A 12,835-nucleotide genomic window follows, 5' to 3' on the forward strand; every position below is an offset into this window, starting at 1 on the left:
GTTCACGCATAGAACATCAACACCATTTTATAAATTCTTTTTAGACCGAAGCTCATCTTGCTATATTTTACTGAGATGTATACAGATGAGTTGTGATATTTTTTGATGATATCCTGTTGGTTTTATATAAACAATTGATCTGGCGAAATCTAGTCTAACAATTGACCATGCATTTTATCTATTTGCAATAGCAAGCGCCTATTTTGACATGATTAAAGACACAGTCGTTGCACCAAAAAATCGATAAAGACACGGGTTTTTGCTGGCAAGGTTCCCGTATTCGGATAGAGCAATTGGACATTTTGTACAGGTAAATCAAAATCAGCTAACACCCGAGTTAAACGATTTTGCTGAATATCTTCATCGACCAACCAAGCTGGCGATATCGCAACGCCCAATGAAGCAAGTGTCATCTGATGTATCGCTTCTGCCGAATTAGATTCATACTGACTTCTAACAAAAGGCAATGTATGTTTTTCACCTTGATCATTTTGTAAAACATATTGCGCATCCTGCCAATTCAATAAGCGATGACCAATCCAAGGAACATGTGCTAAATCAGCAATGCTATTGATTGGATAACGTTGTAAAAATTCAGGGCTGGCAACCAAATAAATCGGATATTCAGCAATTTTTCGTGCCCGCATCGATGAGTCTTTTAAGTTTCCCAACCGAATGACCAAATCTAATTTTTCAGTGACTAAATCATCTAAGGAAGAATTAAATGAATATTGTAGTTGTAATTGAGGATATTGGCGACAAAACTCACCCAGCAAAGGTAAGATGAATTTCCGTCCAAATTCATTGGTCGATGAAAAACGCAATATCCCTGTAACACTTGTGGCTAAATTTTGACTGCGCTCAAAAGCTTCTTCAATTTGCAATTGAATGTGTTTGAAATCCTCATAAAAGCTTTTGCCTATTTCAGTCAGTGCGATATTACGCGTATTACGAATCAGCAAACTGACATTTAAATGCTGTTCTAAATGCTTGATATCAATACTCACCATCGATCGGCTTAAACCCAAAATCTCTGCTGCCTTGGTAAATGATCCTGAATCAACCACTTGCAGAAAACTTATAATCTGTTTTAGGTTTTTTTGCATAATCACACTGATTGTTTGAAATTATTAAACAATGATTTTACTTCGCATGCATCGACAATAAAAGGCCTGAATCGTACCCTCCTGCATCTTGGAGGTCGCTATGTCATATCGCTATAAAATAGCAACAGTGTTTTTACTTGGGTTCTTTATTGATTGCATCAATATTTTCATGTCTGCAATTGCCTTACCCGATATAGCAACAGCTTTCTCAGTCAGCCCATCGATGGTTGCATGGGTAAGCAATGCTTATATTTTAGGTTTGGTTTTAATCATGCCCATGAGCTTATGGTTAGCAAGCGTATTGGGTGATCGGAAATTGCTGTGTTATTCAATGCTGCTTTTTTCTATCAGTGTTTGGTTGATTGGCATGAGTGAATCAATCCATAGTTTAATTTTTTGGAGATTTGTTCAGGGTGTGGCTGGTGGATTATTAATCCCTGTCGGTCAAGCATTGGTATTTGCATTGTTTCCAAATCATGAACGGCAACGTATCTCCACAATGATCATGGCAATCGCACTAATTGCACCAGCCTTTTCACCAACGATTGGCGGCATGATTATTGATGCTTTATCTTGGCGTTGGGTGTTTTTCGCCAATATCCCCTTTACCGTGATCACTGCTTTTTTAGCATGGCGATGGATCAAAGAAAATAAAGCTAAAACGTCCGGGAAACCTGACTTTTTAGGACTGTTTATGGTCAATGTCAGCCTGTTGTGTTTGTTACTCTCTTTCTCATTATTTAACGATTACCATAGTGTTGTACTCGCGATCAGTAGCTTTTTGCTTTCCGTCACAATGCTTCTGATTTATCTCAAATACGCGAAAGGATCTGCTCATCCGATTCTTAATTTGCAATTGTTAAAAAATTATAATTTACGCAATGCATTTATCGTTTATTACGCAGTCCCCGGTATTTTTACTGGTGTGAATTTACTGAATATCTTTAATTTACAACGTAACCTTGGGTTTAATGCAAAACAGACTGGCTTATTTATGCTGCTCTATGCAGTAGGCGCATTGGTATCGATGACCAGTGGTGGACTTCTCTATCGCCATCTCGGTAAAAAGCAGCTCTTTATAATTGGTATTATGCTACATAGTTTAGGAATTTCACTGCTGTTCTGGGTTTCAAATGCCAATGATTTAAGTACCTTGATAGTTGCTTATCTACTGATGGGAATGGGTGGTGGTCTAAGTGCCAATACTGCCCAAATCAGTGCCCTCATCGATTTTAACGGCCAAGACTTATTACAAGGCAGTGTGCTGTGGAACATTAATCGACAAGTCGCTTTTAGTTTAGGTACAGTTGTCCTTATTTCAATCTTTAGTCTGTTGCCTGCTGCAAATGATTTAATACGTTATCAGCAAACTTTTATGATTGCAGCATTGCTGTGCCTCTTATCATTAATTTCCATTTTTAAGGAGAAAACCCATGTCTAATCCTATGGACAATGCATTACAACATGTCATCGATTTACATATTTTGATTGAAAACGTATTTACAGGTCAAAATGCAAAAGAAAGCCTAAATCAACTCTTAGCCAGTTTTGACCCAAATTTTAAAATGATTACAACACAAGGCAATGTCATTGGTTTTCCCGAAATAAATGCCTTGTTTAGTCAAAATGTAGGTAATAAACCTGCGTTAAAAATTAAAATCTTGGATACACTTGCTTTATTTGAAGCAAACAATCACTGCTGGATTCAATACCAAGAACATCAACAAAGCCATGAACCTGATACATTACGCATATCGACGGCTTGTATCAAAGTTGAATCAGGTCAATGTTATTGGGTTTATCTACATGAAACATTGGTCAATTTGGCCTCATCGAGTTAAATTGTGTGAAGAGTTTATTGATGTAAACAGTCTAATTGAATGTACGGTTACTTGCTTAAACTGGATCTGACAGTTCCCCATTTTTTGGCTGAGCCTGTCAGATTAAATTTCAATGAATATCAATAAATCAACTTAGCGATTTTCTTGTTCATATTCTAAAATTGCCTCTTTTGCAATACGAAAACTATCGACTGCAGCAGGTACACCACAGTAAATGGCAACTTGTAAAAGCACTTCACGAATTTGAGTTTTAGATAAACCATTTCTCAATGCACCTTTAACATGTAGTTTCAACTCATGTGGGCGATTAAGTGCAGAAATCATCGCAAGATTAATTAAACTGCGTTCAGGCTTACTCAGTTCGTCACGTCCCCAAACAGCACCCCAGCAATATTCCGTAACCAGCTCTTGTAAAGGTAAATTAAAATCATCGGCATTATTGATGGAGTGATTTACATAGGCCTCGCCCAACACTTGTTTACGAATTGCGAGGCCTTTTTCAAATTTGTCATTGCTCATGTATTTAATCCTCCGAATAAGGTGTATTTAATTTCAAGATAATCTTCAATTCCATATTTAGATCCCTCACGGCCTAAACCTGACTGCTTCATTCCGCCAAAAGGAGCAACTTCATTTGAGATGAGCCCCTTATTGATTCCAACCATGCCATATTCAAGCTGTTCACTCATGCGCCAAGCCCGTCCTAAATCTTTGGTATAGCAATATGCAGCTAAACCAAATTCCGTGACATTTGCCATATCTAGGGCTTGTTGTTCGGTTTCAAATTTAAATACGGCGGCAAGAGGACCAAATGTTTCTTGTGTGGCAACATCCATGTCTGCATTGGCATCAGCAATAATAGTGGGTTGATAAAACAATTCGCCTGCATGATGTCGTTTACCGCCTGTAACCAAACGCGCCGATTTGGCTAATGCATCTGCAACATGCGCTTCGACTTTTTTAACAGCATTGCTATTAATTAAGGGACCAATTTCAATCCCTTGATCTAAACCATTACCAATTTTTAAAGCGTTCACCTTTTCACTTAATCCAGCAATAAATTTGTGGTAAATCCCAGCTTGTACCAGAAAACGATTGACACAAACACAGGTTTGACCTGCATTGCGATACTTTGCAATCAGTGCACCTTCAACCGCTGCATCTAAATCGGCATCATCAAAAACAATAAACGGCGCATTTCCCCCTAATTCAAGAGATACTTTCTTTAAGGTCTGTGCTGAACGTTGATAAAGCAGCTTTCCCACAGGGGTAGAACCGGTAAAAGTAAACTTACGCACCTCATGACTTTCAAAAATTGCACCTCCAATACTTACTGCATCACCAGTAATCACACTGAAAATATCAGCAGGCACTCCCGCCTGAACGGCCAAATCCACCAAAGCTAAAGCTGTAAATGGCGTTTCAGGTGCGGGCTTCACGATACACGGACAACCCGCTGCCAATGCTGGTGCAACTTTACGGGTAATCATTGCAGCTGGGAAATTCCAAGGCGTAATTGCTGCGACAACACCAATTGCTTGTTTCTGTACAACAATACGTGCATCGGTGTAAGGACTTGGAATAACATCGCCATACACACGCTTCGCTTCTTCAGCAAACCACTCGACAAAACTGGCGGCATATAAAATTTCTCCTCTCGCCTCCGCTAAAGGTTTGCCTTGTTCACTGGTTAAAATAAATGCCAGCTCATCCGCCTTTTCAATCATCAGGTCAAACCATTTTTTTAAAATGATTGAACGATCTTTTGCGGTCTTGTTTTTCCACGCTGCCCAACCTGTAACAGCAGCTTTAATCGCCCGTTCAGCTTCTGCCTTGCCCATATTTGGCACGCTTCCAATTATTTCTTGTGTTGCTGGGTTATAAATATCAGCGCTTTGATGACTATCGGCATCACACCATTGACCAGCAACGAAAGCCTGTTGATGGAAAAGTGGCATTGCATTAAGTTGCATACAAATTATCCTTGTTAGACTCTGGTATGGAGAAATAGATCATCAAATCAGTTGATCAATGATCTATTTATCATCATCTTGTATGATGGCATACCAAAAGAATCGTGAAAAAATTTTCGGTTGCCCGAATGTGATTTGCTTTGTTTTAGAAATAATAGAATAAAGTCAAATTCAACAACTTATTCCATTTGTTATCATCACCCTGCGCCAATGATGAAAAATTACCACCAATAAATGGATCATTCTTACTCACGATATATTCAGCAAGCAAAGAAAGCTGTTTATGATCAATCGAGACACCTAAAATATTACGCGTAGAATCTTGTGATCCTGACAGATCTTTGTTGTAACGGCTGTGCATAAAATAAGGGGTAATATTGCCAATCTGTTGAACATCTTTAAAGGTATATCCAAGGTCAGCAGTATAATAAGTTGCTTTATTGGCAACAGCATATTCACTGTCATACGATCCCATCAACGAGGTATCAGGGTGAATCAGATCTTTATTGCTGATGTCATTTTCACCTCCTGTTAATGTTAGTCCTAAAGCACCATAATTGAGTTTGCTAAATACTGACCACGCTTTACGACGACCTGTTTGATTGGTCTTTTTATTGTCAATTTCTGAGATCCAGTATGATGCACCGATCTGCGTATTCAGCCCCTCAACAGCCAAAGGTATATCCTGCGTAATACGCCCAACCCACATATTTTTTTCCTGTAAATTGGTTTGTGACTCATCATCTGAACGCACATAATTCGCAGTATAACGCCCTGAATTAGGTGTATATGTTCCTGAATAATGACCACCATCTATAGCAAAATAACCTAAATCAAACTTGGTTGCTGTCGGCAATTCAGCATGATAATTCACACCAACATTATGCACATCTTCCAACCCAGCAGTGGTATTGATACTACCAAATAGACTATTGCCCCAGAAACGTCCTGGACCAAATGGAATCGGTTGCATCCCAACTACAAGCTGATCGGTTTTATTGAGACGGTATCCCACATAAGCATCAATCATGGTCGAAAAGTCACACAGCCGTTCATATTGATAACATCTATACTCAGCATGCCCAAACAGATCACCACGCGCATAATCTAGTTTGAGTTGTGCTGCATCAAAACGAATTTTTTGATCATCGGCATTTTCACCATACTGCTTAAGTTGGTAATTACCTCGCACATAACCAGATACCGTGAGCTGACCAGTTTCATTATTACGATCACCAAAACTGATTCCTGCATAGCTTGGCGAAATAAAAGCAACGAGAATTGAAGCAACGATCAGTTGTAAATTATTTTTTTTCATTTTGCAGATTCCTTTCTAATCCCCCTTTAATCTTTCCAAGATTAAATAGGTAATACACAACAAAACTAACCACTAAACCTATCACCCATGACACATCAACATCTGGAATAACGTTGGCGAAAGGTCCTGTAAAAAATGCATTGGTCAGGAATGGGATTTGAATTGCAATCCCAATAAAATAGGCGGTTAAAGCTTTTGCATTAAACTTGCCGTAAATGCCACCATCTTGAGCAAAAATAGAGTGAATATCATAGGATTTCTTATTCACCACATAGAAATCCAACAAGTTAATCGATACCCACGGCACCAAGATAAATAGCAAGGCAAAAACCACATTGAGGAAGAAACTAATAAAGTTACTGGATGCCCAAAGCGCAGTAAATGTAGCGAGAACAAGTACCGCAATAGATAAAGCCACACGAATATTTTTACTTGGTATCCATTGACCGGCAAAGGTTTGAATCGATGTAATACAAGATAAGACCGCTCCATATAAATTCATGGCATTGTGACCAATAATATTACAGAGGAATAAAATCATCAGTGCATAGCCAAACAATCCTGTTCCCGATTTGACTGCTTCCATTGCATCTGTAGTAGAACCGATACTGACTGCCACTGTGCCAAATACCATGGCAAAAATCGTTCCTAGAGATGCGCCCCAATAGGTAAAAATAAAAGGCTTAAAAATCCCGATACTTTTAGGTAAATATCTTGAATAATCCGAGGTATAGGGTGAAAAACTAATTTGCCAAACAGCACATAAACCAAACATGGCAAACCAGCCTTTCATATTAAAAGCACCTTTTGCCAAGACATCTGCATTGATATGTGGAAGCATAATCATCAGACCAATTAATAATGCACCTCCCATAAACCACGTGCCAATCTTATTGAACTTATGAATAAGGTGATAACCCACTATACCAATCGTGGTTGCAGCAATTGCCCCAATCACCGTGGCCATCGGTACAGGTATTGCAGGTACAACGGTATGTAAAGTTTTGCCAGATAAAATAATATTTGAAATAAAGAACCCCAAATAAATCAGGGTGGTAAATAATACAACCAACAATGCACCATAACGCCCAAACTGTGCGCGGCTCTGGATCATTTGTGGAATACCCACTTGTGGTCCTTGAGCTGAAGTCAATGCCAAAATTGCGGCCCCAAAGAAATGCCCAGCACAAATTGCAATTAAAGCGCTGACTAAACTTAGATTAAACGTTAACATTGACATTGCACCGGTAATCACCGCTAAGGGTGCGATATTGGTACAAAACCACAGGGTAAAAAGATCCCGAACTTTTCCATGGCGTTCTGATGGATCGACATAGTCAATTGAATGGCTTTCTATCACAAAAGCATTTTTTTCATTTTGATTCATATCCTTAATCTCTCTTTGAGGAATTCATTTTCCTCAATATCAATTTATTTGTGAGCATAAACCTAGGTTTCACAACCTGCCTTGTCAGAACCATAGCGAGATGACCTGACCTTTATTGCTCTTATTCTGTACATTGATTTTCAGCAGTTTTAATCAATCATTAAAAAAAGATAAAAATGCTCCAGTTGAGGCTTTTTAAAAGCTCAACAAAAGGTATTTTTAAACCGCAGTAAAATTTATGGGATTTCAGTGTTGTGCATATATTTTCATCCTTGAAGTTAAAATTTCTAAATCAGACCTTTTAAGATTTATCGCATCACAAAAGGATCATCAATAGGTTCATCTGAAGTACGTAACCAAACGGTTTTTGTCGTGGTGTAATCGAATACCGCCTCAAAACCACCTTCACGACCATGACCAGATAAACCATGACCACCAAAGGGTGCGAGTGGTGAAACTGCCCGATAGGTATTCAACCAAACAATGCCTGACCGAATCGCTTTGGTCATCCGATGAGCACGACTTAAGTTATGGGTAAATATCCCAGCGGCAAGTCCATACGCAGTATGATTGGCTGTTTGAATTGCTTCCGCTTCAGTGCGAAAACTAACCACCGACAATACAGGGCCAAACAATTCAGTCATGACACAATCGGCCTGCGGAGCAGCACTACAATCTAGAATCGTAGGTGGATAGTAATAACCTGCACGATCAATGGCTTGTCCACCTGTGAGTAGTTGTGCACCCTGCTGAATTGAACTTACCACCACTTGCTCAATCTTCTGGCGTTGAGCTAAAGTACACAGTGGACCAAATTCCGTTGCCATATCATCCGGCAAACCAATTTTGATCCGTTGAACCCGCTCAACCAAACGTTGAAGAAACTCATCTTTAATACTTTCTTCGATGAGCAAGCGTGAACCTGCAACACAACTTTGCCCCGTTGCGGCAAAAATCGCAGCGACTTGGGCATTTAAAGCACTTTGTAAATCAGCATCTGCAAAAACAATAAATGGCGATTTTCCACCCAGTTCAAGCGATACTTTGGCAAGGTTTTCGGCGGAATTACGTACGATATGTTGTGCTGTTTCAGGACCACCAGTAAATGCCACATGCGCAACCTCAGGATGACGGGTTAAAACCGCTCCACATTCAGTTGCAAAACCCGTAATCACATTCACGACACCTGCTGGAAAACCTGCGTCATGAACCAAGCGAGCAAATGCCAGTAATGGTGCAGGCCCTTGCTCTGAGGCTTTTAACACAACCGTACAGCCTGCCGCTAAAGCAGGACCGACTTTGACAGCGGATAAAAATAATTGACTGTTCCACGGCACAATCGCAGCGACTACACCCACAGGTTCACGAATAGTCCAAGCTTGCATGTCTTGCTTATCAATCGGTAAATAGCGGCCTTCTAGCTTGTCTGCAATACCTGCGTAATAACGATAATACTCAGCCACATAAGCAATTTGGCTTGAGGTTTCACGAATGATTTTACCAGTGTCATACGTTTCATACTGTGCCAGTTGCGGTGCAGCTTTTTCGATCAAATCCGCAAGTTTATAAAGCAATTTTCCGCGTTGCGAAGCGGTTAAACCTGACCATGCCACATTTTGCAAAGCCTGAGATGCAGCAGAAACCGCACGATTAACCTCAGCTGTTCGAGCTTCAGGCATTTTTGCCCAAACTTGTCCAGTTGCTGGATTGATACTGTCAAATTGCGCAGCACCATCCTCAAATTGACCATTAATATATAACTGAAATGGAGAAGCCATACTCTTCTCTCCTATGCAAATGCTGGCATCACTTCATTAATCATACGTTCTAATGAGGCCTTTTTACGTTCAAAGCTCATTCCTGTATCGATCCAGAAGGAATACTCGTTATACCCCATCGCCTCATAGACTTTCAGACGATCAATGACTTCCTGCGCCTGACCAATGACATTATTTTTACGCATGGCTTCAGCTGTATAAAATGGATGTTGTGCGATTTCTTCTTGACTCAGTGGTGCAATAAGCCCTTGGGTAATTTCCCGCTCATTTTTAAACCACGCCCCAAAATAATTATAGAATGTATTCATTTCATCTGCTGCAAGCTGTGCATCTTGCTCACTGTCAGCAACGTAGGTATGCCGTAGTAACATAATTTCAGGACGAGCTACATCAGCAAACTTTTCACAAGCCGTATTGAAATGCCCCATCAACTTTTCGACTTCCTCATCACCTAAGTGCAAAGGTGTAACCTGTACATTACAGCCATTTTGTACTGCAAACTCATGGCTATTGGGATCACGAGCAGCAACCCAAATCGATGGATGTGGCTGTTGTAAAGGTTGTGGTGAAGCGGTGGTTTTCGGGAACTGCCAAAACTCACCCTTATGCTCATAATCGCCTTTCCATAGGTTTTTAATTGCAGGAATCATTTCGCGTAACCGCTGACCTGCACTCCATGCATCCATCCCCGGTACCATACGCTCATATTCAAATGAATATGCGCCTCGCGCTATGCCAATATCTAAACGACCATTGCAAATGATGTCTGCCATGGCAGCTTCACCAGCCAACTTTATCGGATGCCAAAACGGCGCAACTACGGTACCTGTGCCTAAGCGAACATTTTGAGTCTTGTTGGCAAGATCAACCAAATTAATAAATGGATTGGGTGCAATGGTAAAATTCATTGCATGATGTTCACCCATCCAAATCGCATGCATTCCGCCCCGATCAGCAATTTGGCAAAGCTCTATCATTTCATCATAAAGTTGCTTATGTGTTTCTTGATCAGAAACACGTTCCATGTGTACAAATAATGAAAAACGCATAGTTAAACTTCCTCTTTAACAATTTGACGAACCGTTCCAGTGGTTTGATTCCCGTAATAAACACCATAAGTTTTAAGATGATTTTCTTTGCGATAGCGCATTAACATACTTTCCAAAGCACTATCGACAAAAGTGAGTTGCTCAAGGTCATTTAAATCCACAAATTGACCTTTGTGGGCTTCAGGAATGGGGGTATTACATAAAAAAGCAATATATTGTTGTTGTGTGGTGATATCGTCGTAGACAGAATAAATAAAGCTTGGCGAAGCTTCAGGCTGGTAAACCGCAAAGATTTTCTCCAGCGTTTTTTCTGCACCGTCTTTATCTACAAGCAAATGTGGCAATGTCCATTTTTGCTGCGAGGTTTGCTCAAGCAAGATTTGGTTTTCATGACCGATTAATGCCATCATCATAACCTTCATGCCAGAGATCACATCCGTTGAAGATTTAGCGGGGGTAAAATAAGCACCACGGTAATACCCCAGTCCGGCAAAACCTGTTGAAGTAAAACCTTCTACCTTACCGATCAATACAGCATGATCTCCTGCATCAACAACTTGGTAAGTGGTACAGTCAAACCATGCACTCACTTGGTCAATAATCGGATTTTGGCAATCACTTTTGCGCCAGTCCAAATTTGCAAAACGATCATCACTTGGACGAGCAAAGGTATTGGAAATATCCTTTTGCTCTTCTGCCAAAATATTGATGGCAAAATGTGTTGCCTGTGCAAAGTAATCGTAATTGCTTGATGTCTTTGCAATGCTAACCAAAAGCAAAGCTGGGTCCAAAGACACCGAAGCAAAAGAGTTCGCTGTAAAACCTAATGGTGTTCCATCGTCCTTACAGGTGGTCACTATGGTCACGCCTGTCATAAATGACCCAAAAGCATCACGTAGTTCCCGTATTTTATTTATTGTATCCATTTCACTCATTGCTATATTCCTTTATCAAGCAATTTAGACGCTGGTTTCCAACCATGCTTGCATTGCATTATTCACTTTATCTGGTGCAGTTAAATTCACCATATGTCTTTCATTTTCAATCACAATAGCCTTGGCATTTTGAGCTTGGCTGGCCATCTGTATTGCCATTTCTGCTGTAGAGTTAGGATCACCAGTCCCCGTGAGAATCAAAGCTGGACAGGTGATTTTTGACCAGTCATTGGCATAAATTGAATCACCTCGAGCAAAGGCGGAATAAGCAGTTGCATAGCCTGACAGATCTACTTGCTGTAACCACGATTTCACTTTTAATGCAGCTTGGCGCTCTGCCTCACTGTCACCAAACCAACGTTGTAGTGGTGTTTCTATATCAAGCTGACCTGCTTTTATCGCTTCAGCGCGGTAAAGCACTGCATTCTTGGCTTTTTCTGAACGTTTATAAACACCATTCAATACCGCCATACGTTTCACCAGATTTGGACAAGTTGCACTTACACCTGTTGTAATCAGTGAACCCATTGAATGCCCAGCCAAATTGACAGCACCAATATCCAGTTTTGTCAGAAACTCAATCATCCAATCCACAAAGGCTTGTAACGATGCATCATGGGCTAACTTTGTACTTTTCCCATGCCCGGGCATATCCACTGAGATCACGCGATAAGCTTTTGAGAAGAACTCAATTTGCGGATACCATGCCTCGGCTTGCATTCCAACACCATGAATCAGAACTAAAGGTTCTCCTTGACCCTGCTCAAAATAGTGAGCAAGGCGATTATTTGACAGCTGCAGGGTTTTTGAGATCATGACCTAACTCTTCCAAATCTTGATAACGATCTCCAATACGATGATGTGGACGACCACCTGTTGCAGCACCAATCACAATGACTAACTCATCAGCAGCTGGCGCATCTGGAATAGCAAACTGTAAGGTTAAATAATGAGAACGGCGCCCTTCATCATTTTTATCCATCATTGGAATTAAAATCGGTGCATTTGCAGGGCCACGGGTGTTGTTAAATGCAAGATATGATTTTGCCCCGACCGCACTACGGTAAGTATTTCCAAAATGTAGGGTATGAATTAGGGCTGATGCATGTTCAAGCTCACCGTTTAAACCCACCACTGCACTCTTACCAAATGCTTGTACTGCTTCACCAGAACCGACTTCATCCAAAATAAGCTTGGTTAAATGCTCACTCAGTACTGGTGCAATACGGCGAATTTCTGGGGAAAGATTTTCAACATAACCTTGCCCTGCCCACGGGTTTTGAATCACAGCTGCTGCTGCAACCATTTTTAAGGGTATAGGTGCATCCTTAGCACCATCGATATATGTGGTTTCGACATGAAGCACCGTTTTACGTATCAGATTCATTGTTCTTCCTTGCTGGTTAATTAATTTTGTTGTCTGTATTATGGTATACCATAATACATAA

The 12,835-nt window shown here is 40.4% G+C and carries 12 protein-coding genes; 2 read left to right on the forward strand and 10 right to left on the reverse strand.

Annotated features, from left to right (window positions below; genetic code table 11):
• Positions 1-212: 212 nt before the first annotated feature.
• Positions 213-1,106, reverse strand: coding sequence for a LysR family transcriptional regulator (locus AC07WY_RS08450; protein WP_494736142.1), 894 nt, complete (start codon positions 1,104-1,106; stop codon positions 213-215).
• A gap of 100 nt (positions 1,107-1,206) precedes the next feature.
• On the opposite strand from AC07WY_RS08450, the gene AC07WY_RS08455 reads away from it, so the two are divergent.
• Together AC07WY_RS08455 and AC07WY_RS08460 are read left to right on the forward strand one after the other, a co-directional pair.
• The gene (locus AC07WY_RS08455) at positions 1,207-2,547 is read left to right on the forward strand and encodes an MFS transporter (RefSeq protein ID WP_494736143.1); all 1,341 of its coding nucleotides are present in this window, start codon (positions 1,207-1,209) and stop codon (positions 2,545-2,547) included.
• Complete coding sequence (locus AC07WY_RS08460) at positions 2,540-2,947, forward strand: hypothetical protein (protein WP_494736144.1); 408 nt, start codon at positions 2,540-2,542, stop codon at positions 2,945-2,947. The genes AC07WY_RS08455 and AC07WY_RS08460 overlap by 8 nt, the downstream gene beginning before the upstream one ends.
• A gap of 132 nt (positions 2,948-3,079) precedes the next feature.
• Here AC07WY_RS08460 and AC07WY_RS08465 read toward each other — a convergent pair whose 3' ends face one another.
• The 9 genes from AC07WY_RS08465 to AC07WY_RS08505 all read right to left on the reverse strand — a co-directional run bounded on the left by AC07WY_RS08465 (position 3,080) and on the right by AC07WY_RS08505 (position 12,774).
• Positions 3,080-3,466: a carboxymuconolactone decarboxylase family protein gene (locus tag AC07WY_RS08465; protein WP_419285314.1), complete on the reverse strand. Its 387-nt coding sequence runs from the start codon at positions 3,464-3,466 to the stop codon at positions 3,080-3,082.
• Entirely contained in the window at positions 3,463-4,920 is a 1,458-nt protein-coding gene (locus AC07WY_RS08470) for an NAD-dependent succinate-semialdehyde dehydrogenase (protein WP_494736145.1), read from the reverse strand. Before AC07WY_RS08470 ends, AC07WY_RS08465 begins: the two co-directional genes overlap by 4 nt.
• A 145-nt stretch (positions 4,921-5,065) precedes the next feature.
• Positions 5,066-6,238, reverse strand: a complete 1,173-nt coding sequence (locus AC07WY_RS08475) for a hypothetical protein (RefSeq protein WP_494736146.1) — start codon at positions 6,236-6,238, stop codon at positions 5,066-5,068.
• Positions 6,225-7,625, reverse strand: a complete 1,401-nt coding sequence (locus tag AC07WY_RS08480) for a purine-cytosine permease family protein (protein ID WP_419285306.1) — start codon at positions 7,623-7,625, stop codon at positions 6,225-6,227. Before AC07WY_RS08480 ends, AC07WY_RS08475 begins: the two co-directional genes overlap by 14 nt.
• Before the next feature lie 308 nt (positions 7,626-7,933).
• Complete coding sequence (tgnC, locus tag AC07WY_RS08485; RefSeq protein WP_494736147.1) at positions 7,934-9,403, reverse strand: (Z)-2-((N-methylformamido)methylene)-5-hydroxybutyrolactone dehydrogenase; 1,470 nt, start codon at positions 9,401-9,403, stop codon at positions 7,934-7,936.
• Between the two features lie 11 nt (positions 9,404-9,414).
• Positions 9,415-10,452 (reverse strand): flavin-dependent trigonelline monooxygenase oxygenase component, encoded by a 1,038-nt coding sequence (gene tgnB, locus AC07WY_RS08490; protein ID WP_419285300.1) that lies wholly within the window; start codon positions 10,450-10,452, stop codon positions 9,415-9,417.
• A 2-nt stretch (positions 10,453-10,454) separates the two neighbouring features.
• Positions 10,455-11,387, reverse strand: coding sequence for a flavin-dependent trigonelline monooxygenase reductase component (gene tgnA, locus AC07WY_RS08495; protein WP_419329138.1), 933 nt, complete (start codon positions 11,385-11,387; stop codon positions 10,455-10,457).
• Positions 11,388-11,411: 24 nt separating this feature from the next.
• A complete protein-coding gene (locus AC07WY_RS08500) occupies positions 11,412-12,203 on the reverse strand; it encodes an alpha/beta fold hydrolase (RefSeq protein ID WP_419329140.1) in 792 nt (263 codons plus the stop codon).
• On the reverse strand, positions 12,172-12,774 hold the full coding sequence (locus AC07WY_RS08505; RefSeq protein WP_096734954.1) for an amino acid synthesis family protein: 603 nt from the start codon (positions 12,772-12,774) through the stop codon (positions 12,172-12,174). The genes AC07WY_RS08500 and AC07WY_RS08505 overlap by 32 nt, the downstream gene beginning before the upstream one ends.
• Positions 12,775-12,835 lie beyond the last annotated feature (61 nt).

The organism is Acinetobacter sp. GW821-FHT01C12 (assembly GCF_059422625.1).

Bases quoted from the DNA above. Each gene is read 5' to 3' on its own strand.
- AC07WY_RS08450 (WP_494736142.1), bottom strand. From the start codon at position 1,106: ATGCAAAAAAACCTAAAACAGATTATAAGTTTTCTGCAAGTGGTTGAT.
- AC07WY_RS08500 (WP_419329140.1), bottom strand. From the start codon at position 12,203: ATGATCTCAAAAACCCTGCAGCTGTCAAATAATCGCCTTGCTCACTAT.
- AC07WY_RS08475 (WP_494736146.1), bottom strand. From the start codon at position 6,238: ATGAAAAAAAATAATTTACAACTGATCGTTGCTTCAATTCTCGTTGCT.
- AC07WY_RS08480 (WP_419285306.1), bottom strand. From the start codon at position 7,625: ATGAATCAAAATGAAAAAAATGCTTTTGTGATAGAAAGCCATTCAATT.
- AC07WY_RS08505 (WP_096734954.1), bottom strand. From the start codon at position 12,774: ATGAATCTGATACGTAAAACGGTGCTTCATGTCGAAACCACATATATC.
- AC07WY_RS08465 (WP_419285314.1), bottom strand. From the start codon at position 3,466: ATGAGCAATGACAAATTTGAAAAAGGCCTCGCAATTCGTAAACAAGTG.
- AC07WY_RS08460 (WP_494736144.1), top strand. From the start codon at position 2,540: ATGTCTAATCCTATGGACAATGCATTACAACATGTCATCGATTTACAT.
- AC07WY_RS08455 (WP_494736143.1), top strand. From the start codon at position 1,207: ATGTCATATCGCTATAAAATAGCAACAGTGTTTTTACTTGGGTTCTTT.
- AC07WY_RS08470 (WP_494736145.1), bottom strand. From the start codon at position 4,920: ATGCAACTTAATGCAATGCCACTTTTCCATCAACAGGCTTTCGTTGCT.
- tgnA (WP_419329138.1), bottom strand. From the start codon at position 11,387: ATGAGTGAAATGGATACAATAAATAAAATACGGGAACTACGTGATGCT.
- tgnB (WP_419285300.1), bottom strand. From the start codon at position 10,452: ATGCGTTTTTCATTATTTGTACACATGGAACGTGTTTCTGATCAAGAA.
- tgnC (WP_494736147.1), bottom strand. From the start codon at position 9,403: ATGGCTTCTCCATTTCAGTTATATATTAATGGTCAATTTGAGGATGGT.